Below are 26,924 nucleotides of genomic sequence, written 5' to 3'. Positions count from 1 at the left end.
TAACACACGAAATTAATCTCATTTGGCGTTAAATAAAGTTTTAAGCATGGGTTCTTTCTTAAATTTATTTCACCTGTAGGAGTCTTTCATAACTCTTATTTTTTCTTTGTGATTTTCTTTTGCTTTTTTTATAGTGTACTCAATTGCATAAGGTGAATCATTCAATAAATTTGGATATTTTCTATTTAAGTAAGACTTGATCGTTACTATTTCTTCTTCTGAAGGTATTATTGGCGCTTTTGGTATAGGTAGAGGGCTTAATTCAGATTTTTTATGGTGACTTAAAGCTTCAGTAATATCTCTAAAAGCATATTCTAACTGAACCCTATTTTGTTCAGTTAGAGAATCAGAACCAAAGTCATAAATACCATTACTATTAAAAGTGACTCGATTAAATAAGATTCTAAGAAACTTTTTTGGTTTTCTATCTTCGATACTATAAATTATTTCCATTTCTAATACTGTTTTACCTGTTAATTTCTTTTCGATTTTCTTTCCATCTTTAATTCTACTTCTAGGAATTTCATAAACATTGTTATTGTATACATATAAACACTTTACAGAAGGCATTTTGAATTCAACTCCTATTATTTTATTAATTAATATCTAATCTTCCAATAAGCTATTCTATAAATAAGCCAGATTAGAATAGATCAGTTAAATCAAACGGTTCTTCTTTCTTTTCAATAAAAACTGTAGTCCTTTTTAGGCCAAATCCCAAATTGGATAGAAAATCATTATTATCTACATTCGCATTTTCATGAATCTTAATCATACTAATCTCTTCATCCTTAATAACATTGAATAAACATAAGTTCAAACCAGATGTATCTTTAACACTTTTATAAAGTATACCCTTGAAGTTGTTGTATGCTAAACATTGAGCTAAGAAATTCGGGAAAATATATTCATATGAAGAGCTAAATCCATTATCCTCATTCTCCATTGCAGCGAAAATATCAATATCAGTTTGGGTTGAATTAAACACCTTTAAACTTTCTGTCACTTCAAATTCAGCAATGTCTACTATATCATTATTAGAAGGTGAAATTTCCGATAAAATAGTAGATTCCTTATCACCTAAGTATAAATTTGATACACCATGAGGATTAAAACGTCCTTGATTAGGCACTCCTACAGGTGGATTCCATAACTCTTCTTCTACAAAAGGGACAACTCTTTGTAATCTATTTCTTGTTCTGCCTCGATAGTAAATATCTCCAGGGTTAATTGTTACAACACCAGGAATAGTATTATTTTTTATTTGTTCAAATATTTCCTTTCCAACATTATGTAATAAGCCTAACATTGGATATTCTTCAAGGAAATCAATAAAATCAATTGTATCTTCCCCCGATATATTAAAGGTATTAATAATAAATTTCTTTTTTTCACCATACCATTCATCTAATTCTTCCTTTGATACATAGGGGTCGTCAGGAGAAGGACTGTTACCACAATTGCAGCTTATATATTCATAAATTTTTGGGATTAAATGTGTTGGAATGCAATAACTATCTACTAATTCATTAACTGTACTTAGACTTTGTGCATCCCCATATCCTTGTTCATAAGGAATGATAGTAGAGTTACAGTACTGGCATTCACAAATTTGAAGATTAATCTTTTGTGCTAGAAACTTTAGTGAATCCTCAATGAAACTTACTTCATCATCTACAACATAATCATTCTCTGAAAGACTTTCTTCACAAACAGGACATATTTTAAGTTCTTCGTCATACTCGATTGCAGGAGTTGCACCCGGAATATAATCTTCTTCTAGATAACTAAAAGTCCTGAAAAGTTCTGCCTCACAACAATTTTGACAACCGCCCATTTTACAACATCCTTTTATATATATTAAATACTTAACAGAGGTGAGACTTTTATGTCTCAAATACTTTTTATCTTCTTTTACTATCTTACATTTTTTGCTTTCTTAACATGAAAGAGTTATACCATAATCATAAAGTAAATCTATAAAGTGTTCTTCACAATCTTTTAACACACTTTGGTCTCCGTTTGATAAGTGATATATATCATATAAATCCAAAATCAATTAACATTAAGTGTTTCTTTTCTTTATCCCAATAAAAATGATCCAACTTCATGTCCCAATCATATCTATTTCTATGCAATGCCTGATTAACAGCATCTAGATATTGACATTTAATTAAACAGAGATCTTTATTAGATATATTTTTATGCTCTAGTAATTTAGATAATCTTTCTCCACTTACCTTATCCATTACTAGGTAGTCCTCTTCTTTATAACAATACAACCTTGGAAAATAGTTAATCCCATCTAAGTCTAATAGAGCACCGATATCTGAGTCTCTTCTACTTTTATCAGTGAGTTGCTTGAAAATCAAATTAAAATTATATAGTTCATAAACTATAGAACGATTTCCCGTAGTATCTATCTTGGGGTTTAATTCGGTAATATACCCATTATTAAATATAGATTGCACAGATGTTGGCAAATTAAAGAAGTGCTTTGTTTTTATCAATAAAATAACTCCCTTTAAATTTAGAAACAAAAAGTTATTTCTAACTAACTAATGTTTTAAAGAATATTTCAATATTACCTAATAATTCATAATTGAAATCATACGTAATTTCATCTCTATTTGAATATGATTCATTTAAGAACTTTGTTAAATTCTCCATTAAAGGGTTATCATCAACATAGACAATACCTTTATGTCCATCAAAACTTTTGATAAAGAAGTGTCCATCTTCACATCTGAATAAAATGTGAAGATTACCTTGAGAACGAAACTTATATTCATTTTTTGATACTATGCGATATTCATTATTTACTAAAATCTCCGATGTCTCATATTGATCATTGTCTATTACACTTAGTGTTGCAATTAAATGACTGTATTCAAAATTACAAATTGGACATTCTAAAAAATTACCATCTTCCACCTTGTTCCTTAAATTGTATAAGTAATCTTTTAAACTAGTTTCTAAATTAGGGTTTGGGCCATCTTTTACGAACAAATAAGCACGTTCTAGTAATAATAATAATTCATCAAGTTCTCTCTCATTTAAATGCATTTATAATATCCTCCTTTTTGTATCACTTTGCAGTTTATTTATACAATATGTATTAGTAATCATACATTTTATAGGTAAATTATACCAGTATACACATTGTCTGTCTATTTAAGCTAAAAATTACAATCTTAATGTCTCTATTATATAAATCAATAAAAAAAAGTATAATTACTTGTTATACTTTTTTTGAAAGCCCCGGTTTTAGCTTCTTTCTTTACCACTTCCCACTCTCTCTTTAAGTAGATACTTCCCATATCACTAAATTCTTCTATTAAATTTAATAATTCTATTTGTCCATCAAGACCATACTTTTCAAAATATATTTCATCCATTAGGTTCATAATTCTCATTTGATCTTCCTCTGGTGATTGAGATGAAGTTTTATCATTTTTATACTTTTTTTCAAGATAATCCTGATGAGGAGGATTTTAGCATATTTGAAGAATCCTATGGAAGTATATTTGTTCCAGTAGTCATTTGCACTTTTTCTCAGCTCTAAAGGGGACAACGCCTATTTACACGGAAGAAGATAGTTTAATTGAAAAAATACAAAATGATGAAAGGAAAATATCTGGAATTTATAAAACGGATGGTCCGTTTTTATTTACTAACCCTAATTATAGCTTTATTTTCTAACATGATAGAATGGTTTCCAACGTTCATTGAGGAGATATGTTTAGTTGTTGGAACAATATCGTTTATAGTACTTCTTTTTGCTTTAAAACCATAACTTTCATATAGAAAAAAATATAAAGATGCAATTAAAAATCATTACGATGTGTATTAAAAAATCAATTATTGTCTCATGATTTACCAATATTGGACTAAGTTGGCATTTCAATGGTTGAATTGAGATATAGTAGTGAGTGGTAATATTCTAATTACTCTTAAATAGGATATTAATCAATATACGACCAGGCTGGATTCAACAGTAATTCAGTCTTTTTTATTTATCCAATACTCCTTGATTTTTTTGTTCGTCATTAGTTTCAATAATCTTTCTCTAGCCCCTTTATTCTATTCTGTTGTTTTCCTCATCACATAAAGTCTGCAGTCTTTTCTGCATTTATGAAGAAAGTATTTTACCAGTGATCCTCCTTAATAATGTGGAAACACTTATCACTTGAAATTAAATGATGTGTCATCTAATATTAAGTTTAATAGATGACATGTCATTTAATTTACTAGGAGGTTCATTAAGTGAAAGTACATATATTGCATACGGGTAAAGTTCTTATTGACCGTGCTTTAGCTTATAAAGAGCGAAGTCCTCATCCAGCTCCATATACAGGATGGTTGAGGGGAAAAAAGAATAAAATGTGGGTGCCTGTGTCCTCTTATTTGATTGAGCATCCAAAAGGTTTAATCTTGGTGGATACTGGCTGGCACGAAGAAATGAGACTGAATCAAAAAAAACATCTTGGTAATTTTGCTTATTCTATGTATAAAGGAGAACTCTTGGAAGGCGATTCAATAGCTGAACAGCTTCATAGTTTAGGAGTTAAAAGTAAGGATTTAGACTTTGTTATTCTATCGCATATGCATTCCGACCATGTTAGTGGTTTAAAACATGTACAGAATGCCAAGAAAATTCTTACCAGTGAAATTGAATGGAATTCTGCTCAAAAAAAGTTAGGTTACATAAAATCTATGTGGGATAATATTTCAATTGATACTTTTAAACTAACGGATATACCATATGGACCTTATAAAAAAGGATACGATTTATTTGGAGACAGAACGTTATATTTAGTTTATACACCTGGTCATAGTGACGGGATGATTTCTATATTAGTTAAAATGAAAAATGGGTGGTTGTTGTTAGCAAGCGATGTGGGTTATTCAGAAAGGTCCTGGAAGGAAATGATATTACCAGGAATAACAACGAATAGAAAGGCAGCCTACCATTCTTTGAAATGGTTGAAAGGGTTTTCGGAAAAAAAAGACTGCGTTGGCATAGTTACAAATCATGATCCAGAAATAAAATCCACAATTATAGAGTAAGGAGAAAAAAATGGAAGAAAATTTAAAGGAAGCCGAAAAATTTAGATATATCATCTTAGCAGTACAGAGACGAGGGAACAAACTTTTGAAGGAGTATCTCAAAGAAATAGGAGTTACACCTTCTCAGTCGGAAGTAATAAGTATCTTAAAAAATGAAGAATATATTACCTTAAAGGATCTAGGTCGATTGTTAATATGTGAGGAAGGAAGCCCTTCAAGATTAGTTGAAAGAATGGTCAAAGATCAACTTATAGAACGAGTTAGAGATAAAAATGATTCTCGATTTGTAAGACTAGTACTTACATCTTTAGGGCATGAAAAATATTCGTTGATAATTAGGGCAGAAGCTAAAATGTATACTTTGCTTGAACAGATTTATACGATAGATGAATTACAGGTATTGAACCAAATTTTAGGTAAACTATTAATAGATACCTCATTCGAACGGACACTTGAAGAACGAGGCTATAGTATGAATGAATGATTGATTGATATCTTCTATACTCATGCCTTAATTCAAAGAAGGAGGAAGTTTAATGGTTAGATTTAGTAATACATTGACGATTGCATCCGATGCAAAAGAGATATTTCAATATCTTGCAAACATAGAAAATTACACTGTGTGGAATTATGCAGTTAAGGAAATATCAAAAGTAGACTTCAAAGAAGGTAAAGTTGGTTCCAAATATCAGTTATTAAGAAATATGGGGTTACAATCATTTGAAGAAATAGAAATTATTGAGTGTCTACCGAATGAAAACTTGACATTTGAAGCATCTGGAAATATCTTTTCTTATACGATGATGTATGAATTAGAACAGCAAAGCCAAGGAACATTGTTAATCAATAAGGTAGAAATGAAGTCATCAGCCAAGAATAGAATAATGATTAAAATGATGCAAAACAACATAAAGAAATCCGTTAATAAGAACTTACATGTATTGAAAAATATTCTTGAAAAGAGGGGAGTTGTATTAGTCTAAATTACGTATGCCTTTTTTTATTGTACTCTTGGTACAAAGATTATCTAAAGGGAGAGAAAGGAAATAAGTTAACATACACATGTAACCCATTGATTTTAAACATTATTTAATCTGACTTTTATTAACTTCAATATATATTCATATCGGATTTAATAACGTTCCAGTATCCCAATCATATTCAATATATATCTGTAGGACTTCCCCTAACTTCAGCCGCCTTGCTAAAAAGTAGGGTTCCGTGCTAAACAATTCTTCTCTCACTTTTAAATAGTGTGTATCCAAACTTCCAAGGAAGCGGGAAGAGCAGGGGAAAGTCTATTATGTAATCAATTATCTTCCTGTAACTCTCTCGGTCCCCACGTAACTTTGTTCTTCCCTGATGGAACTAAGTTGGGATCCGGAGTAGAAAAAAGAGGGCGGAGAGAAGAACAGAAAAACGTAATGTTCCGATGGTTTTTCAATAACAAATCAATCGGTTTTGACAATAAAAAATCAATATCAATTCGGGCTGGATCCAATAGTGATTCAGCCTTTTTGTTTTCGCCAAAATTGGTGAAATGTCCTCCAATCCTTTGCCAATACGTGTTTCGGGCGGTGTCCAATATCTTTCCAATTGTTATCCTAACTGTATCTATCCAACAGAATTTCTTCATCTTTATTCGCCTTTTTATTCCGTCCATTATGTCCCAAAACTGCTACACTTCCATTCTTTTCTCTTTATTCTTTCGTCTATTACGGGGAAGAACTTAGTTCCATTGCCTTGTGGCATAGAAGAGCGGGTGAGACCGTTGGGGGATAAGGGATTGAGGAGGATTTGGTGAGAAACCAAGAAATTAACAAAGGCATAGCAATCAACTCCGGTTGGTGTAGGATTTTTATAATTCGGGTATTGTAATTAAGGACATCATGGAAATATCTATTTCCATTCTTAACTTACATTGCAAAATTTTTAAAGGAGATGAGATTTTGACTTTAAATAATAACGGTTTTACTCTAAATGATGGTGCAAAGCTTCCTTTTGTGGGATTAGGCACGATCGGTATTAATGGAGATCAGGGCACATTTGAAATTTTAAACGCTTTAAATATAGGATATCGCTTAATCGATACCTCAACAAACTATGATAATGAAGGGATTGTCGGTGAAGCTGTGCGCCGGTCCGCACTGCCCAGAGAAGAAATTTTAATTAGTACGAAATTGCCCGGTTCTTACCATGAATATGACAAGGCATTTATCTTTATTCAAGAATCTCTACGTCGCACTGGATTAAGATATTTTGACAAGTATTTAATTCATTGGCCGAATCCTAAGGACGGCAAGTATGTAGAAGCTTGGAAGGCTTTAGTGGATGCTCAAAAACAAGGGTTAATCAGAACCATTGGCGTTTCAAACTTTGAACCAGAACATCTGGACGACATTATCGAAGCAACAGGTGTGACCCCTGCTACAAACCAGGTGGAGCGTCATCCGTATTTTAATAATAACCGTATGGTGGAAGAAAATAAAAAACGGGGCATTCTTACTGAATCCTGGAGCCCTTTTGGTCGAGGTTATCTGAATGACGTGCTGAATAATGCCACAATTAAAGAAATTGCGGATAAGTACGATAAAACCCCGGCACAGATTATTTTAAATTGGAATTATCAAGCCGACGTATTTTCTATACCAAAATCAAGTAATCCAGTGCATCAAAAAGATAATTTCAATAGTACCAACTTTGAATTAGCACCTGAGGATATTGAAACAATTGATTCATTGGATAAAGGAGAAGCCGGCCGTGTAGAAGGGCAGGACCCAAACGAATATCACGAATATGTATAGACAGGACACTATATAAACATCGTATAGTATTCGTTTCATAAAACCAATGTCGTTTTTTTGATACGATATTCGGTTGGAAACTCTGAATTAGATATTTTTGAACAATAGATAAAAGGAGGGTCTGTTTATAGCAGATCCTCTTTTTATTTTTTAAATAATTCCCTGCCTTTTTCTTCTACCCCACGCTAAAAATTCGGTACCTACTGCTAAATAGTTGGTACATTGGAAGAAAGAGCAGGGAAACAAGAATAGGCAGACAATTATTTAAGGTTAATCAAAATCAAAATCTCAATACGAATCCAGGCTGGAACCAATACGGGTCCAGTCTTTTTCTTTTGCTCAATATCTGTCCAGTTCATTGTCTGATAAGGGTTCTGCGTGTTCCGTTGTTTGTCATATTGTTTCTATACAGTTCGTAAGAAAACGGGATAGAAGAATGAGAGTGCTGAGGAAAGATATTTTTTAGTCTCATTTCTCATGTTTTTTCTTATTTCTGTTCCAGTTCAGGGAACATCTATTTAACATTGTCCGAATATTCAGAGGTGGACCGTTGGAGGAGAAAGGATGGAGGGGGATTTGGTGAGAAACCAAGAAAGTAACAGAGACATACTAATACACAGAAATAGAAAAAGGAGAAAGGACTTCTCTACAAGTCCCTTTCCCCCTTATTTTCATACCGTTACTTCCGATTCAAAATAAATATAGCTCCACCGAACCCTAAAATGCACCATACTATTAAATTAATATAATTTCCCATCGTTGCATCAAAGGTAGAAGCAGCCAGTGAAGCGCGCATCACTTCTGCCATCGAATAAATTGGTAACACTTCATGAAGTGACTGAAGCCAGTTAGGTAGCCGTTCCATTGGAAAATTTACCGGTGAAAACATAAGTGCTCCAAATACAACAATTTGGGAAATACCCATCGATGCTGTAGGTGACAACAGATAGGAAAATCCATATCCAACACCAATTGAAGTTAATGCAATCATTAGTAATGCCGGGACTACCGTCCAGGAGATATCATATCCCGGAGTGAACATGAGTTGTGCAACAATAGAAGAAACGATTATTCCCGGCAAGGTAATCAATAACCATATGGTTGTATCTGCCCCAAGGATAACAGAGCGACTAACAGGCCAGGTACGCATGTACTCCATATATCCGTCTGTCTTTGCAGTACCAATTTGTTGAGGCAGGATAACCATTCCTGCAATAATCAAAACAATCGTCGGGGCTCCTGTTGCTAAAAATAGAATCGTTTCCGTATCCGGGTTTGGTATAAGATAGGAAAACCCTATAACAATTCCAGTGGATATCAGTATTTGTAATAAAGTCATAAATATAAAAAAACCGGCATTTCTAAGAAGCTGCATTTGAAAAACATACTTATAATGGCTGACCGTATTCATTACGAAACTGCCCCCTTTTAGAAGTTAATTCGATATAAACATCCTCAATTGTAGTTGGAGACAGGGAATAGTCTATAACAAGGCCTTTATCTGTCAGATTCTTTGCCCAATCAATCGTAGATGATACTTTTGATAGGTCTAAAGAGAAAATAAGACGGGATCCGTTCTGATGCGGGGAAAGTGACCAGTCAGGAACCTCAATATTTATAAATTCGTTTTCCAGACTAAGTTCAATTCGCATCCGGTCTTCTACTAAACTTTTTACTTCTGAAGGATTCCCTTGTGTCAATATTTTTCCTTTATCCATAATAGCCACCCGATCCACTGCCTTTTCCGCTTCCAGAACATTGTGCGTTACTAAAATAACGGCGCTCCCGTTTTTCGTCAATTCACGTATTACCTGCCAAAGGTAACTTCTGCGAACCGGATCAACATCATTAGTTGGCTCATCAAGAATAACTAACTCACCTGGGGCGATCACCGCCATACAAAACGCTGTCAGCCTTCGCACTCCACCCGACAGTTTTTCGCCTTCTGTATTCGCCCAAGCCCCCATATCCAATGCTTCAAAGAGCGCTTCGACCCGCTTTGGTTCAAACTTTTTCCCCATCCGCATTTTCCCTATCAGCGTCACTGCCTGCTTTGGAGTAAGTAAGCCCAGTGACACTTGGGATTGCGGCTGTATGGAACAAAGGGATCTGGCATGAGCAGATGATTGTGTTACTGATTTCCCCAGTAAATGAATGTCCCCATGATCAGGTGTTAACAGTCCTAATATTTGATTAACCAGCGTTGTTTTTCCCGCACCATTATGTCCAAGAAGCCCAAATATTTCTCCTTTATTAATCGTAAATGTGATATTGTCATTAGCAACATTTTTGGATTCTCCTTTACCATGAAAAACCTTCGTAACACCTTTTATATCGAGAATCATTCTTTTAATTCCTCCTTTGCAATAAAAACACTTTCAATGAATTGAATAACTTTTTTGTTCATTGGGTAAAAAACAATGCCTTCCTTTAAATTTTGCAGTGCTTCCCACATATCTCCAAGTAATTTTTCATCATTTCCATAAAATTCCTTTGCTTGATTTAACCAGCTTTCCACCATCTGTTGTGCTTTTTCTGAAGCTGGGTCAATGTTAAGATTATTTTTGATATCATGAATGACCTTCATCCATTTCCTTATGTCTTCCTCACTTATATTTTGCACATTCATATCCATGATTTTTTTCATTTCATCGTCATTCAAGTAATCTTTATATTGCTGTAAGGCTTCTTCTGGATCCTGTTGATACAACTGAATAATACTAAAAATAATTTTCCAGTTAATTTCTCCCTCGATCTCAATGGAATACGAAACACCGAGCAGTGCTTGCTCCAGGACCTGCAGTCGTTCCTGTTCTCGTTTAACCAATTCCAGCTGCTGCTGGATCGACTCTTGCCAGGTCGAAGTGGAATTTTCCAGGATATCTTTAATTTGCTCCAGAGAAAATCCCATATATTTTAAAGCTAAAACTCGTTCCAGTCGCATAACGTCATCTTCACTGTATAAGCGGTGCCCTCCCTCCGTTTTTGATGAAGGTTTAATCAAACCAATTTCATCATAATAATCCAATGTCCTCACAGTAACTCCTGTATTTTTCGAGAGTTTTCCAATCGTGTACATCACTTCACCTCATCTTTATTTTCTTTAGTATAAATCAGCACGTTACGTGTTGTTCAATAGGTGAATGAAAAAATTTTAAAAGAAATTTACGTTTACCTGTAAGGTGAAGAAAACTCTTCAGTTAATGGGATTTAAATTTTAGTCACTGGAATACTAAATAAAATTCCCTCTTCTTAAATCAGGCGCTTGTTGAAGATCAACATTAGAAAGTGATCAAACTTTTAAAAATTGAACAAAAAAAGAATAATTTTTATCAATCTTTATTTCTAAACTACATTTAGATTTATAGAAAAAAAGCCCCTTATGTTCCTTTACTGAATTTAATTTTATTGTCAACAAACAAATGTCCAGCACCTTTTGATCACACAAATGTGGATTAGATATAAGTTGAAGATTCTAGGAAACATTAAAATACTATTAGGTGAATTTTCAATAATTTTGATTGACCGTTCAATTTTTTAATTGTATAATCAACATTAAGGAGGGTGTAATATGGATACGAAACAATATTTAATTGCCGATGCAAGAAAAGAACAAATTATAAAGGCTGCCATAGAAGTTTTAACAGAGATAGGCTACATCAAAACAAGCCTTTCTAAAATTGCTAAAAAAGCACAAATCAGTACAGGATTAATTTCTTACCACTTCTCAGGTAAAGATGATTTAATGAATAATACTTTAGCTTTTCTGGTTCAAGAAGAACGAGCTTTTATTAAAGATAAAGTAGACAATAAGCAAACTTATATGGAGAAGTTACTCGCTTTTATTGAAGCAAGTTTAGTACATCAAGTCATTTATAAGGCAAATACAACAGCTTTACTCGAGATTGTTTTCAATGCACGTACACCAGATAATATTCCTTACTATTTAGTAAAAACGGACGCTGATGATGAATTGCATGAATTGTTGAAAGAAATTCTTCATAAAGGACAGGAATTGAAAGAGTTTGGCGATTTTGACTCTCAGGTCATGGCAACAATGATTCGGGGATCTATATCAGGGTCGGTATCGTTGCCACAATATGAAATTGAGCTCGATCTTGAAGATTATAGTGAAAAGGTGATGGAGAATATTCTCAAGATGGTGAAATAATGGTCCTAAGGAAAGGAGAATAAATGTCACATGTTCCAATCCGTTCGTCAGCGTAAACGTCGTAGAGGTATGAAGAAAGTAAAAGCAGGGGATGGACATCTTTTAAAAAATTATCGATTATGGCACATATTTACTCATTCATTATTTCATATAACGATCACGAGTGAAAATAATGAGAAAACCTACTACGCACTCAAATCAAGGTATTTTGCAGAAGACTCTAGTGTTGATTTATACCTCAATAGAAAACATATTGCCTACTCTACACTTCCAGCAACTATTCCAATAAAAGATGGAATTATTGAGGTGAAAAGCGGAGGAAGCGGGATTAATAGTATTCAGTATATAACTGATAAAAAAGCAACATTTTCTGTTTCCCCGGATAAACGATCGATTCGAGGGGTAAGAATGTGGTTGCATAAAAGCTACCCGATGGTTAGTTCTCTTATGGCAGGGGTAGCAATCGTCATTCTATTAATGTCAATCGCTCTAAGTTTACCTCAACTTATCGAGTCCATTTCTAAAATTCCATGGGTTGCTGAAAATATTGGTACGTTTCAGTCTCCATTTACATTATCTATTTGGATGAATGTAGCAATTGGTATCGCAGGGGCCATAGCTGCGACAGAAAGAGCACTTATGCTCCGTAGTCATTGGCTAATTGACATGGAGACAGCCGGCTGGGGTGAAAACTGAACTCGTAGTACAAAAAGAATAGTTTGAAGAGGAACTTAATATAAAAAGGAAGGGTTTATACTATGCCTAAAATGAAATTCTTACTATATTCTGTATTTCTTATGATCGTGCTAACGGGGTGTGTTACTAATGACGAATCCCCTAATGAACATGAAAAAATGAACGAAGAAACAGAAGAATACACAAGTGATACTACCTATAACTATGATGGAGATGGAGGTTTTTTATGGAAAATTGATCATGAAGAAACCACTGCATACATCCATGGTAGCATCCATTTAGGTCACGTAGATTACTACCCACTTTCTAATGAAATTGAAGAAGCCTATGCAAGTTCTGATATCATTCTTCCGGAAATTAATATGTTTGAAGTAGATATAACAGAAGAAGAATTAAATGAAATGGCTATATTTGACGATGGTAAAACGCTTGATGAAGTATTGTCAGAAGATGTATATAATCATCTTTCAGATATTTTTAAGAAAAATGGCGTAGAATTGGAGTCGTTAAATAAGTACGAACCTTGGTATATAGAGACCTTACTCTCTGGATTTGTTCAGGAAGAAAGTGATTTGTCTGCAGAGTATGGAGTTGATTTATACTTTCTACAACGGGCCATAGAAGATAATAAAGAAATCATTGAGTTAGAGACGGTTGAAAGTCAATATGATATGCTAACTGGTTTTAGTCTCGATACGCAAACAGATAGACTTGAAATATTTATTGAGACGTACGAAGAACAAGCGGAAGGATTAAACAACTTAGGATATCATTGGATTAACAGCAACACGGAAGAAGGTAAAGAAGGCGTTAAAGAGTCGCTTTCAACCGGATTCGAGAGTTCTGATGATGAATTTCAACAAGAGATGAATGACAATCGTAATATAGATATGGCAAATAAGATTGATGATTTATTACAAAGTAATAGTGGTCAAACCTATTTCGCAATTATTGGTGCTGCGCACACTGTAATTGAACCAAGTGTGCCGAGCATTCTTAAAGAGAAAGGGTACGATATAGAGCGAATATATTAGGAAATAATTCTTAGGTATCATTCGTCATTAAATGATGGATAAATAAAATTGCAGCTTTCCTTAAGTAAAGGGAAGTTCTTTTTTTGGTTCATAATTCTAGGAAAAGAATTGACAAAGTAAAATCTTTTCCAATTTTTGATGAGAGTGAGCACTTAACAAACTTGACCTAATTCTTTACATTTGAAGTTCTTGGTTGAGGGGAATTACTAATTAGATTACGGATTATGTAAATAACAAATATATTTTATAATTAGAGTGTAAATTACACATCAACTAAGTTAGAGATTTTATTTTCACTTTACTTTTTTATTAAGACATAGTATGATTAGAAACACAAAATTAGATTTCAATGAAAATGACTATATATTAAGAAGAGGTGCTTTTTGTGAGTGCGGTAGGTATTAAATAGGTAAAATTTAATGGAATAAACACGATAGCAGAAGGGAATTATTTTCATAATGTCCTTATATTTTGTTATGTCTTTATTCCAAATCCTATGAAGATACCTACAGTACCACTTTATAAAGCATGTAATGGTTAGGGATGAAACTATATTATTATAGTTTATTTCATTATGTAGATTACACATGCCTTATAAACGTTATAAAAACTGCGGTATCCCCGCAGTTTTTTTGTGTTTATTTAAGTGAATAACCTATAGTTGCAATATCATTGAAATCTAAGCGTAGGTATCTTCATTCATAGTCTAAAAAGAATGAGGAGATTACAAAATGAATAATGCAACTTTTGAGAAGTTACAATACAATGAATTAAAACAAATAATTAAATCTTACTGTGTAAGTGGATTAGGTAAACAATTACTAGATAAATTAGAACCAAGTTCAAATCTAAAAGTTGTTAAAAATCGTTTGAATGAAACAACAGAAGCGCGAAAAATCATAGATGCAAAAGGGCATATCCCATTTTTAGGAGTATCTAACATTGATAGCACCATACAAAATATTGAAAAAGATATAATTCTTGATCCAAGTGAATTGATAAGTGTCTCAGACTTTTTAAGAGGATGTAGAAAAATTAAAACGTTTATGATGGAAAAAGAATTTTTTGCACCAGTACTAGCATCTTATGCTAATTCAATGACTGGATTCCAGCATATCGAAGAAGAAATTAATTTCTCAATCAAAGGGAACAGTGTTAATTCAGCTGCAAGCAGAGAATTAAAAAGAATTCGAAGCAAAATTGAAATAGCGGAGGAAAAGATAAAAGACCGCTTAAATAAATTTTTAAATAATGATACAAACAAGAAGTATATTCAAGAGGCCTTTATTAGTAAAAAAGATGATCGTTATACGATTCCTATTAAGGCATCTTATAAAAATCAAGTTTCAGGTACCATAATTGATGTTTCTTCTAAAGGTTCCACCGTGTTTATAGAACCAAATACAGTTACAAAGTTAGGTGAAGAACTTGCGAGTTTAAAAGCGGAAGAGGCGATAGAAGAATATCAAATACTAGCTACCTTATCTGGAATGATTTTAGAAAATATTTATGAAATCAAGATAAACATGGAGCTTATTAGTCAATATGATATGGTATTTGCAAAAGCCAAGTTCAGTAAGGAGATTGACGGTTTAGAACCGAAACTAAACGATTATGGCTATATAAAATTAGTTGATTGTAAGCATCCGCTCTTAGTAGGAGAAGCTGTGCCACTTAATTTTGAAATAGGGCAGAATTACCGTAGTTTAATTATTACTGGCCCTAATGCTGGCGGGAAAACTATTGTGTTAAAGACAATTGGATTGCTCACTTTAGCAACCATGTCAGGCTTTCATATTGCCGCAAATAAGGATTCGGAAATAGCAGTATTTGAAAACATCTTTGCAGATATTGGAGACAATCAAAGTATAGAAAATGCGCTAAGTACATTTTCATCTCATATGAAAAACCTTTCAGAGATAATGCGGTTATCAAATAATAATACCCTTTTATTATTTGATGAAATAGGAAGTGGAACAGAACCGAATGAAGGATCAGCACTTGCAATTTCGATTTTAGAGGAATTTTATTACATGGGATGCATTACCGTAGCGACAACTCATTACGGAGAAATTAAGCGATTTTCAGAAATACACGAGGACTTTATGAACGCAGCAATGCGATTTAATAATGATACGTTGGAACCTATGTATCAATTAGTGATAGGAAAATCAGGAGAGAGTAACGCTCTTTGGATTTCTAGAAAAATGAATGTTTCAGAGAATATTTTACGAAGAGCGAGTAATTATATGCAGAACAAAGGTTATCAATTAGAACATGTCGATGAAAGTAAAATTCGGAAACCTAAAATTATAAAAGAGAAAAGTATTAAGTACAAGTATGATTACAGAAAAGGTGACCGTGTGAAGTTATTAGAACATGATGATTTTGGAATTGTATATAAAGAAATGGATAATTTCTATAATGTTGTTGTGTTTTATAAAGGAGAATTTATTGATGTAAATGTGAAGCGAATTTCTTTAGATATAACAGCGAAGGAATTATATCCAGAAGGCTATGATTTAGAGACATTGTTTGTTGATCATAAGACTCGAAAAATAGAACATGATTTAGAACGTGGTTCCAAAAAAGCACTTCGAAAAGTACAAAAAGAAATTAAAAAAAGTAGAGAATGATATAATTAACTTGTTTAAACAAGATATGGAGGGTTAAATATGTGTGCTAGCGTAGCAGTAGTAGAGTTTACTTTATCTCTTTCATAATGAAAAGAATGGAAAGGAGATAAAGTATGGGAATATTTTCTATATGTGTCTTTAAAAGAGTTCGTTATCAACCAGATCAAAAATAATTGGTTATAATGAACTCTTAAGATCAGTTTGTTATAACCAGCAAGGAGAAGGTTATAATGAATAGAAAAAATCCAAAAGACACGCAAAATTTTATTACTTCTAAAAAGTATGTAAGAGAAATATTAGGTCGTACGAATATTTGTAAACAAGATAATGTGATAGAAATCGGATTAGGAAAAGGGCATTTTACAAAAGAACTAGTTAAAATGAGTCGATCAGTGACTGGCATAGAAATCGATGAAGATTTATGCCGAATCACTCAAAATGCAGTGGGTTCTTATGAAAACATAAAGGTGGTCCATTCGAATATTTTAAATTACGCCTTCCCTAAAAATACAAGGTATACAATATTTGGTAATATCCCATTTAATATAAGTACGGATATTGTTAAAAAAATTACTTTTGAAAGTAAGGCAAAATATAGCTACCTTATCGTTGAGAAAGGTTTTGCGAAAAGATTGCAAAACATGCAACGGGCTTTAGGGTTGTTATTGATGGTGGAAATGGATGTAATTATCATTAAAAAAGTACCGAAAGCGTATTTTCATCCTAAGCCAGGCGTGGAATGTGTACTAATCCTTCTTGAACGACACGAACCATTGATTTTAAAGAAAGACTTTAAAAAGTACGAAACCTTTGTATATAGGTGGGTAAACAGAGAATACCAAACTCTTTTTACTAAAAATCAATTCAGACAAGTCTTGAAACATGCCAATGTCACGAACTTTAATAAACTCTCAAAAGAACAATTCATCTCAATTTTTAATAGTTACAAGTTGTTTCATTAAGTAAAACATTGCAACACGTCCTCTAACCTTTATAGGTAGAGGACGTGTTTAATTGTGTATTCATCATTTTTAAGTCGATACAGCAATTAGATTACCTATCTATTCATTTTGAGCCCAGATCAGTGTAAACTTATAGAGAAGTTTTTGAATACTGGAATTTAGAGAAGACAATAAAAAAATGTAATTCTAGTAGGGGGTAATTATTATGAAGGCATGTGTATTACGAGCAAGTGATTATGGAAAAATGAAAAAATTATTTTTAGACGTATTTTCTAATGAACCTTGGTTTGATAAGTGGGATGAAAAGCAATTAGACTTATATATGAAAGACCTGACAGAGAATAATAACTCGCTCTCGATAGCTATGTATGATGAGACAGAAGAGCTTATTGGTTGCTCATTAGGTTATGTTTTTAACTGGTGGGAAGGTCGAGAGTATTTTATTAAAGAATTTTTCATTTCAAGAAGAAAACAAGGTCAAGGTGAAGGCAGTACTTTTCTTGATTTAATGGATGACATACTAAGAGATAAAGATATTAAACACATATTATTATCTACTGAAAAAACAGTTCCAGCATATCATTTTTACCAGAAAAATAAGTTTTCGGTTTTGGATGATTCAGTGTTTCTAGTAAAGAAAATCCCTGAATGAAAAGATACATAGGAATGTTGAATCAATATTGTACATTTTTAATTGCCACATGCTGAGTTAGAGGAGTACGCATGTGGCAATTAGTATTAAGACAGAGATCAAAGATGAAAGTCTATCTCGTCTAATCGACGAAATATGTACTTTTCAGTTTATATTCTCTCTTTTAAATAGTTGCTTGCCTATTATTCAAAAATCCCAAGTAAAAATAGGGAAAGTTCTGGAACGAATGTTATAATAAGTAAGGTAAATATCATAACCAAAATAAACGGCGCTGTACTTTTAATTACTTCTAATAATGATACTTTACTTATCCCTGAAGCTACAAATAAATTCAAACCAAATGGTGGTGTAATCATCCCAATAGATAGGGCGACAATCATAATTATTCCAAAATGGATGGGATCAATACCTAGTTGACTTACCATTGGAAGAAATAATGGAACGAATATTAACACCGCAGCACTTGTATCCATAAACATTCCAACTAGTAACAAAATAACTATAACCAGGAATAAGAAAGCTACTTCTGTATTTGCATAATTAAGCAAAACAGATGCAAGATTAGTAGGTATTTGTTCAAAGGTCAAATACCAACTAAACACATTAGAGGCTGCAATAACAAGCATGATCATAGAAGAGGTAATAACCGATTTCTTCGTAACATCAATTAAACTTCTTAATGTTAACTCCTTATAAACAAATAATCCAATAATTAGACTATAAACAATTGCAACAGCAGCAGCTTCTGTAGGTGTGAAGATTCCAAAATAGATGCCTCCTAAAACAATAATCGGAAGCAATATTCCCCATATAGCAGAGATAAATGATTTTCCAACTGCTCCTAGACTAGCCCTTCCTTCTGACTTAAAACCTTCCTTTTTCGAGATGATATAACTGACAATAATGAGTACTAATCCTATAAAAATTCCTGGAACGATTCCAGCAAGAAACAAATTACTGATGGACACCTCAGCAGATGAACCATACACTAAAAGTGTGATACTTGGTGGGATAATAATTCCTAAGGTACCAGCAGTTGTCATTAAGCCTATTGCAAATTTTCGTGAATAGCCAGCGTCATTTAATGAAGGAATCATTATTCCACCGATCGCAGCTACCGTAGCCGGGCTTGATCCTGAAAGTGCAGCAAATAGCATGGATGACATAACACCTGCAATTGGTAATCCACCAGTTGACCAGCCGACTAACTTTTTAGCAAAATCTATTAATCTTTTCGATGTGCCTCCAGCTAACATTAAATCTCCAGCAAAGATAAAAAAAGGAATGGCCATTAGAGTAAACGAGTCTATTCCAGCAAAAATGGTTCTAGAGAATACATCAATTGAAACTCCTTCTTGCATCATGGCAATAAAACTCGATAAACCTATAGCTACAGCAATCGGTGCACCAATAATTAAAAGAAGGACGAAAATAACAATAATCATTCCTTTATTCCCCCTTCTATAATGGGAGGTTTTTTATTAGAATCATTCTTTCTCATATTGATAACATCTTGTATCAGTAATTGTAGAAAACGAATGAACATTAACAACCCGCCTACAGGAAGTGCTAAATATGGTATGGACATTGGAATACCTACAGCGGGTGTTACATTTCCAAATTCGATAACATTAGAAACCGTAACGGATCCAGACCAGATAAGAATAACGCTGAAAGTCATCCCTATAAAACTTGCTAAGACCGAACATACCCTCTTTAGTATGTACGGCAGATAGGTTACCACCGCATCTACTGTTGCATGTGCCTTCTCTCTCACTGCTATACTGCTCCCTATTAAAACAAACCAAATGATAATATATCTTGAAACCTCTTCTGACCAGACTAAAGAAATATTAAATACATATCGTAGTACAACTTGAAGAAAGACTAGTAAAGAAGCAATGAGAAGGGAAAGCACTGCCGAATACTCTTCCAAATTATTTAATAATTTATTTAGTTTCATAAAAATGCTCCTTTAGAATCTATTAAAGAAAAAAGAGAGAACGGCCTAAACCGCTCTATAATATGATGATTATTGATTGATGGCATCAAATAACTCCTCACTATCTTCTATCTTATTAAATTCATCATATACAGTTGACATTGCTTCTTTAAAAGCTTCCTTCTGCTCAGGGCTCAGTTCATTGATCTTAATATCTGTTTCGTTTAACTCTTTTAAATAAGCCTCTTCATCACTTTTTGCTTCATCCCATTGCCATTCTGTCACTTCCATTGAAACTTCATCAACCGCAGTTTTTAAATCCTCTGGCAGATCTTGATAGAAACTATTGCTTATCACAAGTGGATATGCCATGTAACCATGACTACTCAGTGTAAGATATTCCTGTACTTCATAGAACTTTTTACTAACGATATTTGACAATGGATTTTCCTGACCATCTACTGTACCAGTTTGTAAAGCCGTATAAAGCTCAGAAAAATCAATGGACACTCCACCTGCATTTACAGCTTGAAACTGCGAGATTAATAGTGGACTTTGCGATACTCTCATTTTTAGCTCATTCATGTCGTTAGGTGTTTCAATTGGATGTACGGAATTCGTCAGATGCTTAAACCCTCCATCCCAGAAACCTAATAGGTGCATGCCTTGCGATTCTAACTTCTCCCCTAGAATATCTCCTAGTTCACCATTAGTAGCCTTAAAGGCATGCTCTCTGTCCTCAAATAAAAAAGGTAGATCGAACACTTCAAATTCTTTTACAAAAGTAGGTAATACTCCTGTAAATGGAGCGTTCATATGCACAGTACCAGACTGCATCTGTTCTATTATTTCACGATCACTTCCGAGTTGGGAATCCGGGTAGATCTCTACTTTAATTCTCCCATCTGTTCTTTCTTCAATGAGTTCACCGAATTTCTCTGCTGCTTTTCCTTTCGCTGTAGATGGGCTTACAACATGAGCGAATTTAATGGTATATTCTTGATTATCGCCTTCACCAGAAGCTGATTCACCATCTCCACACCCTGCCAAAAACAAAACGATAATCAAACTGCTAACCACCCAATTAATAACGACTCTCTTCATCATGAATCCCCCCATTTTTATTTGAAATCCTAAAATTACAAACTGCTATGCAACATACTTGCCCGTAGTTATTCCAACTAAGTACTAAAACTATGAAAATCTTTTCTTCAATTTGTTGTGTTGAAATAAATTACCTTAAAGATTTGTCAATAGTTCATTTTTGTAAGCGAATACATTTTGTTGCTTTGTGTGACAAAGATGATAAATCAATCACATGCTGATTAAACTTTTTACATCCCTTCATTAAAACAGATCAATATAATTTGTAAACCTTCATCATACTTTCTTATCCCAATCATAGAGCATGCATTTTTCCACGTCTTATTAATCCAAGAAACAAATTCTCAATTTCGGAAATAAAATGAAAAATCAAAAAATAACTTCTTGTCCATAATCATGCATTACTGTACGAACATTTAGCTGAAGTCTTGAACCCCTCTTATATATTGGATATAATTTCCAGTAGTTGACTAATATTAATTTATCAATCAATTGTAAAGAGAATTTTTATGATTGCAGAGATGTATAAACGGAGAGTCACAATGAGTTACACATTGTTAGGTTTGGTAGCTATTGTTATTCTTGGTTACGCTTATATTGAACCGCCTAAAACTACAGCAGATTGGGGTGAATTTGCTGTTTTTCTTATTCCTGTTGTTATGTTAGTGACAATTGCAGTTTTGAATAGGAGACATTATAACAAAATAGTTTCAGTCGACATACCGAAATCCACCAGTTCAATATTTGATTTGGATCATCTTGTTATGAAGAAAGATGCTGCTTTTTTTCCAAGGTTATTGTGTTTTGAGAAGGATGGAAATTATGTGGGTTCCCTTGAACCAATAAACATACCTTGGTATGTATATCCTTTTGGATTCATTTATTCATCGTTGGTGGTACACATCCCGTTGACTTACGCATTTATAGATAATCAAGAAAATACATTATTTACATTTAAATAGAAAGGCTTTAAGAGAACGCTGTTAACTATATTTGATCAGCATGATCATATAATGGGTTACTATAAACAGGAGGAATTTAAAAGTCTCCTTAATATTAAAGAAGAATTATTTGATGAAAATAATGAATTCCTATTACCGGTCACTGTTTCCGGATTATCCGGAAATTTTTCATTAAATTGCGAAAATGAACAGTGGGCTTATTTTTACCACGGACGATTTCCACATGAGTATACAAAAATTTTCCGTGATGTGGACAACGATATCGTCGAAGTGTCCAATACATTATCTGAAGAAGATAAAGTGAGGCTGTTAGCAGTTATAAGTTTCCTATTCATTTCAAGAATACATAACAATTAAGTTGAATAAAATTGCTGTTCAAAGATTGTTAAAAGAATGATGAAGTGAAGTAGTGAATAGAGCTGGCGTTAAACCTTGAAAATCACAATAAATGTACAATAGAGCCAATCTTAAAGTAGTACATTCTTAAAAGAGCGATTATGATTTGCCTATGTCACAATCGCTCCCGTTAGTAGAAAAAACTATTTATTACCATAGTATGTTGTATCTCTTAAACTGGTGCATCCATTGATAAAAACTTAGACAGTGTTTGTTCATGCTTGTCGAGCATAATCTGATCCAGGTTGATCCCCTGTTCGCGCAGTAATTCTATGTTTTGCACAAGGAATTCGTCACTGCCGACGATATAGAATAGTCCCTCCTTGTCTGTAGCAAGATTTCTCACTTCTTCATAGTAGTCTTTACGATTATCGACAAACTGTGATGTGAACTTTTTGTCAGGTGCAGATTCAAAAACATTTTTGAATAAGAAATCTTTTGAAGAATCGATGTTTAGGGAATGAATTTTATTGACGTTATCCGCTCGTTCGAAATAATCAAGTACAAGTGGTCTGAATGTTGCTAGTCCTACGCCTGATGATAGTAAGTAAACATTTTTGTCTTCTCTTTTTAGCGGTACATTCGAATGCGTTTTAAATATTGCAAGTTCACTGCCCACCTCAAGATTTCTTAAAATTGCTTTATACTCAGAGCATTGCTCTCTGATGCGCGTTGTAATACCGATTGAATTTTCATATGGTAAAGTGGAAATTGACATGTGGCGAATTAAGCTGCGGTTTGGTTTATCTTCCGCATTAAAACCTTCTAATGCCAAGTGGGTATGAGCACCTTCTTCCCATGTGAAGTCTTCCGGGCAGTCGAGCAAATACGTTTTAACCTCAGGTGTTTCTTCAATAATCTTATTTATTTTAGTCCAATATATTTGCATGATATATCTCCCTTACTTAATTTTTACTTACCTTACTATTTAATATACTATAATTGATAATAATTCTCAATTAAACGGATTGATTGCTTCAGATGATTTAAGTTAAGAATAGTTGCTAATAGCTGAAGCTATCGATATACTTCAAATAAGTTTAAATACTCGAATGAAAGAGTGTGTTACATGGCATTAATAACATTAGAAAATGTATTAAAACAGGACAGAAATCGGACAGTTTTAAAGAATATTAATCTAACGATAAAAAATTCATCTCAAATTGGCATTAAAATGTCTGGTGAAGAAAGCAGAATGTTATTTGAGTTGATTTCTGGAAAACAATATCCTTCCAGCGGTAAAATTAGCCGGATCACTGAATCGTTATATGTAGAAAATAAAAGTGATGGCTTATATGATGATTTAACTGTACAGGGCTACTTGAAGTTTTTTAAACAAATTGCAGACTTTAAAGCTCCTTTAGAAGAATATATCGCAACATTTTCTCTATCGGACGTTTGGCAAACAAAAATTAAGAAATTGACTAAGGATCAGAAGAAGAGGGTTAGTTTATATCGGATGTTTTTATTTTCTCCAGAAGTCATATTAATTGAGGATCCCTTTAATGATCTAACAGATGAAGGTATCGAACTTTATCTGAAATCATTGAAACAACTGCGTACAAGTAATATCGCCACATTATTTACTTCCAATTATACGGAAGACTTACTTCTCTTAAGTAATGAGGTGTATCGCTATCATCGAATAACTGGATTAGAAAAAACGGATTTAGCCGAAGAAACGGATATGGATACACAGAAAAACAACGAGAGTGAAAGTAACCAACCTAAAAATGTATTCAAAGTTACCTGTAAATTAGAAGATAAAACTATCTTTTTTAGTCCGGATGAAATTGATTTTATTGAAAGCATTAACAGTGTGAGCAATATCCGAATAGATGATGAATATTTCCCTGCAGATTTAACGATGAATGAGTTGGAAGACAAGCTAAGCAAATTTGGCTTTTTTAGATGCCATCGTTCTTACTTAGTTAATCTTCAACGTGTGTCGGAATTAATTAGTTACTCAAAAAATAGTTATACCTTAATCTTAAAAGGAAATCCAAGTGCGAAGCTCCCTCTGTCTAGAAATCGATTGGAAGAAATGAAGCAATTAATAGAATTTTAGCGTACAGTTGAGGTTGAAATGAGATCATTTCAGCCTTATTTTGTTACAATTGGGATTTTTAGAGTACTTTTCAAGGGGTTTTTACGACTTTTCTATATTTGTTTACTAAACTGAGAATCAGACGGGTAACTTAAAGTAATATCGATAATCGAAAATCTTTAAGTCCTTCAAATTCATTTTAAGGAGAGAAAAACAAAATGGAAAAGCAAATGGTGATTCACGTTGAACATCTATCTAAAAAGTTCAAAAATGAATCTGCTTTAAAAGATCTTAATTTTTCCGTTCATATTGGAGAAATCTTTGGCTTTCTTGGTCCTTCTGGTTCAGGAAAAACAACAACTATTAAGATATTGACTGGACAATTGGTACAAACATCAGGGCAAGCTAGAGTATTAGGGAAAACTGTAAATCAGATTGATGAAAGTATTTACGAGCAAGTTGGTATTGTTACAGATAATAGTGGTCTGTACGAAAAAATGACGGTCTATAATAACCTGAAAGTATTCGCAAATATATTAAATGTGAAGAAAGAGCGTATAAACTTTCTATTAGAAAGGGTAGGCTTATTGGAGCATAAAGATAAGATTGCATCTAATTTATCGAAAGGGATGTCTCAGCGACTAGTGCTGGCAAGAGCCTTATTACACAAACCAAAAGTATTATTTTTAGATGAGCCAACGAGTGGGCTCGATCCGAGCACAGCAGAAGCGGTGCATGAATTATTGTTTGAATTAAAAAAGAGCGGTACGGCTATTTTTCTTACCACCCACAATATGGATGAAGCCACTAAACTTTGTGATCATATTGCATTATTAAATGATGGCTTAATCGTAGAACATGGGGCACCGAAAGCGATATGTTTACGTTTTAATACAAACAAACGATACCAGGTTCTGTTAAAGGGGGAAAAAGAACTTGAGTTACCTCATTCTAAAGAGACAACAGAACAGATAAATAAGTGGATGGAGAATGATGAGCTATTAACGATTCATTCTTGTGAACCAACATTAGAAAAAGTATTTTTAGAGGTCACGGGGAGGGAACTAGTATGAAGTTTTCCTTACGAAAAATAAAAGCAATTATAGCAATGAAGTTCCAGACGTTACTAAGTAATACTAGTGTTATACTTGCACCAATCTTAGCATTAGGCTTTGTGTTTATTATGAAAAGAATCATGCCAGACGTAAATGTGAATGAAGCGGGAATGAATTTTTCCACAAGCGGGTTTGTGTTAAGTTTTGGGCTTATCTTTAATATTGCTATCGCAGGTATTTCGATGAGCAGTAGCCCATTAGCAGAAGAAAAAGAAAAGAATACACTGAGAGTATTAATGACTTCATCCGTTAATGGATTAGAATATTTAATTGGAACATTGATTCCTCCATTAATTATCTTGATCGTTATGAATATAATGATGATTCCAGTTAGTGGTGCCTCGTTTGCTGACATTCAACTAGGAAGTTATTTAGTAATTTCAACTGTAGCTAGTGTCATTAGTTTGTTAATTGGGTATGTCGTAGGTATTTTCTCCAAAAATCAAACGCAAGCCTCACTAATTGGTATGCCGATTACACTAATTTTGACGTCTGTACCGGTATTGAAGTTTTTACAAGAAGATTTCGGTCAATTTTTGAATTACACGTATACAGGTGTGTTAACAAATTACTCGAATAGCATATTTACTGAAAGTGGATACCAATGGAATGTAACAGACAGTGCTGTTCTCTTTAGTTGGTTATTGGTTTCTACTATTGTTTTTGTATACGCGTATAAGAAAAATGGCATAGATGGATAATGATTTATGAAGCTGGATCGAGTGATCCGGCTTTTTTAACTATCAGAAAAGAAAACGTGTACGAATATATGTTCTTTTGATAAAATATTCTTATAAATAGGGGGAGAGTCAATTGCGTACAGTAGAATTACATTTATTTAATGATGAGTTTGAAGATGAACTAAAAAGCTTTACTTTACCAGATGATCAAGAACGTTTTACAGCTCTGCCGGAAAAAGTACTAACCGTCACTGAGGGCCAATATCGCGTGGTCATTTTGAAACACGGAACTCCAGTGGGATTCTTTTTATTACATCGTACGGAAAGGGTTCAAGCGTATTCGAATAACCCCAAATCGATATTATTAACTTCATTTTCGATCAATCATAAACATCAGGGCAAGGGTTATGCAAAGATGGGAATGCTTGAATTGGAGCGTTTCATCTTAAGTAATTTTCCCAACTGTGATGAAATTGTTTTAGCAGTTAATCATAAAAATCTTCTTGCTCAACAACTTTATAAACATGTAGGGTTTATTGATACAGGAAGGAGAAAAATAGGTGACATCGGAGAGCAGTTTATTATGGAATTAAGGATTAAAGTTTAAAATTTTGTAAATAATGAAGGAATTGCTATTAGAGATGAAATAGTTT

At 33.4% G+C, this 26,924-nt stretch carries 29 protein-coding genes; 17 read left to right on the top strand and 12 right to left on the bottom strand.

The features are described 5' to 3' along the window. Positions 1-69: 69 nt before the first annotated feature. The 5 genes from AQ616_RS15965 to AQ616_RS15945 form a co-directional block, all read right to left on the bottom strand. Positions 70-570, bottom strand: a complete 501-nt coding sequence (locus AQ616_RS15965) for a hypothetical protein (RefSeq protein WP_069686244.1) — start codon at positions 568-570, stop codon at positions 70-72. 73 nt (positions 571-643) lie between these two features. Continuing rightward, entirely contained in the window at positions 644-1,897 is a 1,254-nt protein-coding gene (locus tag AQ616_RS15960) for an RES family NAD+ phosphorylase (protein WP_139136381.1), read from the bottom strand. A 142-nt stretch (positions 1,898-2,039) separates the two neighbouring features. Next, on the bottom strand, positions 2,040-2,483 hold the full coding sequence (locus AQ616_RS15955) for a protein kinase family protein (RefSeq protein WP_139136380.1): 444 nt from the start codon (positions 2,481-2,483) through the stop codon (positions 2,040-2,042). Between the two features lie 67 nt (positions 2,484-2,550). Continuing rightward, the gene (locus AQ616_RS15950; RefSeq protein ID WP_069686241.1) at positions 2,551-3,066 is read right to left on the bottom strand and encodes a hypothetical protein; all 516 of its coding nucleotides are present in this window, start codon (positions 3,064-3,066) and stop codon (positions 2,551-2,553) included. A gap of 149 nt (positions 3,067-3,215) precedes the next feature. After that, a complete protein-coding gene (locus tag AQ616_RS15945) occupies positions 3,216-3,398 on the bottom strand; it encodes a hypothetical protein (protein ID WP_139136379.1) in 183 nt (60 codons plus the stop codon). Between the two features lie 868 nt (positions 3,399-4,266). Between AQ616_RS15945 and AQ616_RS15935 the strand changes: the two genes are divergently transcribed. The 4 genes from AQ616_RS15935 (at position 4,267) to AQ616_RS15915 (ending at position 7,874) form a co-directional block, all read left to right on the top strand. After that, positions 4,267-5,070, top strand: a complete 804-nt coding sequence (locus AQ616_RS15935) for an N-acyl homoserine lactonase family protein (protein WP_069686238.1) — start codon at positions 4,267-4,269, stop codon at positions 5,068-5,070. Between the two features lie 10 nt (positions 5,071-5,080). Continuing rightward, the gene (locus AQ616_RS15930; protein WP_069686237.1) at positions 5,081-5,554 is read left to right on the top strand and encodes a MarR family winged helix-turn-helix transcriptional regulator; all 474 of its coding nucleotides are present in this window, start codon (positions 5,081-5,083) and stop codon (positions 5,552-5,554) included. Positions 5,555-5,606: 52 nt separating this feature from the next. Further along, positions 5,607-6,053 carry an SRPBCC family protein gene (locus AQ616_RS15925; RefSeq protein WP_069686236.1) on the top strand — a complete coding sequence of 149 codons (447 nt, stop codon included), beginning with the start codon at positions 5,607-5,609 and terminating at the stop codon, positions 6,051-6,053. Between the two features lie 966 nt (positions 6,054-7,019). Further along, on the top strand, positions 7,020-7,874 hold the full coding sequence (locus AQ616_RS15915) for an aldo/keto reductase (RefSeq protein ID WP_069686234.1): 855 nt from the start codon (positions 7,020-7,022) through the stop codon (positions 7,872-7,874). Between the two features lie 679 nt (positions 7,875-8,553). Here AQ616_RS15915 and AQ616_RS15910 read toward each other — a convergent pair. Genes AQ616_RS15910 through AQ616_RS15900 form a run of 3 tightly spaced genes read right to left on the bottom strand, consistent with a single transcriptional unit; the run spans position 8,554 to position 10,953 of the window. Next, positions 8,554-9,285 carry an ABC transporter permease gene (locus AQ616_RS15910; RefSeq protein ID WP_069686233.1) on the bottom strand — a complete coding sequence of 244 codons (732 nt, stop codon included), beginning with the start codon at positions 9,283-9,285 and terminating at the stop codon, positions 8,554-8,556. Next, on the bottom strand, positions 9,263-10,219 hold the full coding sequence (locus AQ616_RS15905) for an ABC transporter ATP-binding protein (RefSeq protein ID WP_069686232.1): 957 nt from the start codon (positions 10,217-10,219) through the stop codon (positions 9,263-9,265). The genes AQ616_RS15910 and AQ616_RS15905 overlap by 23 nt, the downstream gene beginning before the upstream one ends. After that, positions 10,216-10,953 carry a MerR family transcriptional regulator gene (locus AQ616_RS15900; protein WP_017795268.1) on the bottom strand — a complete coding sequence of 246 codons (738 nt, stop codon included), beginning with the start codon at positions 10,951-10,953 and terminating at the stop codon, positions 10,216-10,218. Before AQ616_RS15900 ends, AQ616_RS15905 begins: the two co-directional genes overlap by 4 nt. 492 nt (positions 10,954-11,445) lie before the next feature. On the opposite strand from AQ616_RS15900, the gene AQ616_RS15895 reads away from it, so the two are divergent. The 7 genes from AQ616_RS15895 (at position 11,446) to AQ616_RS15870 (ending at position 18,025) form a co-directional block, all read left to right on the top strand. Continuing rightward, positions 11,446-12,045 carry a TetR/AcrR family transcriptional regulator gene (locus tag AQ616_RS15895; protein WP_069686231.1) on the top strand — a complete coding sequence of 200 codons (600 nt, stop codon included), beginning with the start codon at positions 11,446-11,448 and terminating at the stop codon, positions 12,043-12,045. A gap of 30 nt (positions 12,046-12,075) precedes the next feature. Next, positions 12,076-12,741 carry a hypothetical protein gene (locus AQ616_RS15890; RefSeq protein WP_069686230.1) on the top strand — a complete coding sequence of 222 codons (666 nt, stop codon included), beginning with the start codon at positions 12,076-12,078 and terminating at the stop codon, positions 12,739-12,741. A gap of 71 nt (positions 12,742-12,812) precedes the next feature. Next, complete coding sequence (locus AQ616_RS15885; RefSeq protein ID WP_240490513.1) at positions 12,813-13,775, top strand: TraB/GumN family protein; 963 nt, start codon at positions 12,813-12,815, stop codon at positions 13,773-13,775. Positions 13,776-14,506: 731 nt separating this feature from the next. Beyond that, entirely contained in the window at positions 14,507-16,411 is a 1,905-nt protein-coding gene (locus AQ616_RS15880; protein ID WP_069686228.1) for an endonuclease MutS2, read from the top strand. 113 nt (positions 16,412-16,524) lie between these two features. Beyond that, complete coding sequence (locus AQ616_RS20220) at positions 16,525-16,584, top strand: erythromycin resistance leader peptide (RefSeq protein ID WP_139136384.1); 60 nt, start codon at positions 16,525-16,527, stop codon at positions 16,582-16,584. A gap of 57 nt (positions 16,585-16,641) precedes the next feature. After that, on the top strand, positions 16,642-17,373 hold the full coding sequence (erm, locus tag AQ616_RS15875) for a 23S ribosomal RNA methyltransferase Erm (protein ID WP_069686227.1): 732 nt from the start codon (positions 16,642-16,644) through the stop codon (positions 17,371-17,373). A 205-nt stretch (positions 17,374-17,578) separates the two neighbouring features. Next, the gene (locus AQ616_RS15870) at positions 17,579-18,025 is read left to right on the top strand and encodes a GNAT family N-acetyltransferase (protein WP_017795274.1); all 447 of its coding nucleotides are present in this window, start codon (positions 17,579-17,581) and stop codon (positions 18,023-18,025) included. Between the two features lie 182 nt (positions 18,026-18,207). On the opposite strand, the gene AQ616_RS15865 is transcribed toward AQ616_RS15870, so the two are convergent. The 3 genes from AQ616_RS15865 to AQ616_RS15855 form a co-directional block, all read right to left on the bottom strand. Next, positions 18,208-19,470 carry a TRAP transporter large permease gene (locus tag AQ616_RS15865; protein ID WP_069686226.1) on the bottom strand — a complete coding sequence of 421 codons (1,263 nt, stop codon included), beginning with the start codon at positions 19,468-19,470 and terminating at the stop codon, positions 18,208-18,210. Further along, positions 19,467-19,988 (bottom strand): TRAP transporter small permease, encoded by a 522-nt coding sequence (locus AQ616_RS15860; protein ID WP_017795276.1) that lies wholly within the window; start codon positions 19,986-19,988, stop codon positions 19,467-19,469. The genes AQ616_RS15865 and AQ616_RS15860 overlap by 4 nt, the downstream gene beginning before the upstream one ends. Positions 19,989-20,057: 69 nt before the next feature. Beyond that, positions 20,058-21,071 (bottom strand): TRAP transporter substrate-binding protein, encoded by a 1,014-nt coding sequence (locus AQ616_RS15855; protein WP_069686225.1) that lies wholly within the window; start codon positions 21,069-21,071, stop codon positions 20,058-20,060. A gap of 542 nt (positions 21,072-21,613) precedes the next feature. Here AQ616_RS15855 and AQ616_RS19300 point away from each other — a divergent pair. Then, positions 21,614-22,033: a hypothetical protein gene (locus AQ616_RS19300; protein WP_139136378.1), complete on the top strand. Its 420-nt coding sequence runs from the start codon at positions 21,614-21,616 to the stop codon at positions 22,031-22,033. A 51-nt stretch (positions 22,034-22,084) separates the two neighbouring features. Continuing rightward, positions 22,085-22,390 (top strand): hypothetical protein, encoded by a 306-nt coding sequence (locus AQ616_RS19295; RefSeq protein ID WP_084822494.1) that lies wholly within the window; start codon positions 22,085-22,087, stop codon positions 22,388-22,390. A gap of 211 nt (positions 22,391-22,601) precedes the next feature. Here the strand turns inward: AQ616_RS19295 and AQ616_RS15845 are convergent, their stop codons facing one another. Continuing rightward, entirely contained in the window at positions 22,602-23,318 is a 717-nt protein-coding gene (locus AQ616_RS15845) for a ferredoxin reductase domain-containing protein (RefSeq protein ID WP_017795280.1), read from the bottom strand. Positions 23,319-23,498: 180 nt separating this feature from the next. Between AQ616_RS15845 and AQ616_RS15840 the strand changes: the two genes are divergently transcribed. The 4 genes from AQ616_RS15840 (at position 23,499) to AQ616_RS15825 (ending at position 26,878) form a co-directional block, all read left to right on the top strand. Next, the gene (locus AQ616_RS15840; protein WP_069686224.1) at positions 23,499-24,497 is read left to right on the top strand and encodes a LytTR family transcriptional regulator DNA-binding domain-containing protein; all 999 of its coding nucleotides are present in this window, start codon (positions 23,499-23,501) and stop codon (positions 24,495-24,497) included. 197 nt (positions 24,498-24,694) lie between these two features. Beyond that, positions 24,695-25,549 (top strand): ABC transporter ATP-binding protein, encoded by an 855-nt coding sequence (locus AQ616_RS15835; RefSeq protein WP_017795282.1) that lies wholly within the window; start codon positions 24,695-24,697, stop codon positions 25,547-25,549. After that, positions 25,546-26,292: an ABC transporter permease gene (locus AQ616_RS15830; RefSeq protein ID WP_069686223.1), complete on the top strand. Its 747-nt coding sequence runs from the start codon at positions 25,546-25,548 to the stop codon at positions 26,290-26,292. Before AQ616_RS15835 ends, AQ616_RS15830 begins: the two co-directional genes overlap by 4 nt. Positions 26,293-26,404: 112 nt before the next feature. Further along, positions 26,405-26,878 (top strand): GNAT family N-acetyltransferase, encoded by a 474-nt coding sequence (locus AQ616_RS15825; protein WP_069686222.1) that lies wholly within the window; start codon positions 26,405-26,407, stop codon positions 26,876-26,878. The last annotated feature ends 46 nt before the right edge of the window (positions 26,879-26,924 follow it).

The sequence above is a fragment of the Oceanobacillus sp. E9 genome (assembly GCF_001741975.1).
Classification (GTDB): Bacteria; Bacillota; Bacilli; order Bacillales; family Amphibacillaceae; genus Oceanobacillus; species Oceanobacillus kimchii.
The sequence above is the reverse complement of the archived record's forward strand: the minus strand, read 5'-3'. Positions and strand labels throughout refer to the sequence as shown.

Excerpts from the sequence above, each read along its gene's own strand:
- AQ616_RS15840 (WP_069686224.1), top strand. The coding sequence starts at position 23,499 with ATGGCATTAATAACATTAGAAAATGTATTAAAACAGGACAGAAATCGG.
- AQ616_RS15880 (WP_069686228.1), top strand. The coding sequence starts at position 14,507 with ATGAATAATGCAACTTTTGAGAAGTTACAATACAATGAATTAAAACAA.
- AQ616_RS15910 (WP_069686233.1), bottom strand. The coding sequence starts at position 9,285 with ATGAATACGGTCAGCCATTATAAGTATGTTTTTCAAATGCAGCTTCTT.
- AQ616_RS15925 (WP_069686236.1), top strand. The coding sequence starts at position 5,607 with ATGGTTAGATTTAGTAATACATTGACGATTGCATCCGATGCAAAAGAG.
- AQ616_RS15965 (WP_069686244.1), bottom strand. The coding sequence starts at position 570 with ATGCCTTCTGTAAAGTGTTTATATGTATACAATAACAATGTTTATGAA.
- AQ616_RS15830 (WP_069686223.1), top strand. The coding sequence starts at position 25,546 with ATGAAGTTTTCCTTACGAAAAATAAAAGCAATTATAGCAATGAAGTTC.
- AQ616_RS15930 (WP_069686237.1), top strand. The coding sequence starts at position 5,081 with ATGGAAGAAAATTTAAAGGAAGCCGAAAAATTTAGATATATCATCTTA.
- AQ616_RS19300 (WP_139136378.1), top strand. The coding sequence starts at position 21,614 with ATGAGTTACACATTGTTAGGTTTGGTAGCTATTGTTATTCTTGGTTAC.
- AQ616_RS19295 (WP_084822494.1), top strand. The coding sequence starts at position 22,085 with ATGGGTTACTATAAACAGGAGGAATTTAAAAGTCTCCTTAATATTAAA.
- AQ616_RS15900 (WP_017795268.1), bottom strand. The coding sequence starts at position 10,953 with ATGTACACGATTGGAAAACTCTCGAAAAATACAGGAGTTACTGTGAGG.
- AQ616_RS15855 (WP_069686225.1), bottom strand. The coding sequence starts at position 21,071 with ATGAAGAGAGTCGTTATTAATTGGGTGGTTAGCAGTTTGATTATCGTT.
- erm (WP_069686227.1), top strand. The coding sequence starts at position 16,642 with ATGAATAGAAAAAATCCAAAAGACACGCAAAATTTTATTACTTCTAAA.
- AQ616_RS15845 (WP_017795280.1), bottom strand. The coding sequence starts at position 23,318 with ATGCAAATATATTGGACTAAAATAAATAAGATTATTGAAGAAACACCT.
- AQ616_RS15950 (WP_069686241.1), bottom strand. The coding sequence starts at position 3,066 with ATGCATTTAAATGAGAGAGAACTTGATGAATTATTATTATTACTAGAA.
- AQ616_RS15885 (WP_240490513.1), top strand. The coding sequence starts at position 12,813 with ATGAAATTCTTACTATATTCTGTATTTCTTATGATCGTGCTAACGGGG.
- AQ616_RS15905 (WP_069686232.1), bottom strand. The coding sequence starts at position 10,219 with ATGATTCTCGATATAAAAGGTGTTACGAAGGTTTTTCATGGTAAAGGA.
- AQ616_RS15945 (WP_139136379.1), bottom strand. The coding sequence starts at position 3,398 with ATGGATGAAATATATTTTGAAAAGTATGGTCTTGATGGACAAATAGAA.
- AQ616_RS15860 (WP_017795276.1), bottom strand. The coding sequence starts at position 19,988 with ATGAAACTAAATAAATTATTAAATAATTTGGAAGAGTATTCGGCAGTG.
- AQ616_RS15895 (WP_069686231.1), top strand. The coding sequence starts at position 11,446 with ATGGATACGAAACAATATTTAATTGCCGATGCAAGAAAAGAACAAATT.
- AQ616_RS15835 (WP_017795282.1), top strand. The coding sequence starts at position 24,695 with ATGGAAAAGCAAATGGTGATTCACGTTGAACATCTATCTAAAAAGTTC.
- AQ616_RS15870 (WP_017795274.1), top strand. The coding sequence starts at position 17,579 with ATGAAGGCATGTGTATTACGAGCAAGTGATTATGGAAAAATGAAAAAA.
- AQ616_RS15890 (WP_069686230.1), top strand. The coding sequence starts at position 12,076 with ATGTTCCAATCCGTTCGTCAGCGTAAACGTCGTAGAGGTATGAAGAAA.
- AQ616_RS15865 (WP_069686226.1), bottom strand. The coding sequence starts at position 19,470 with ATGATTATTGTTATTTTCGTCCTTCTTTTAATTATTGGTGCACCGATT.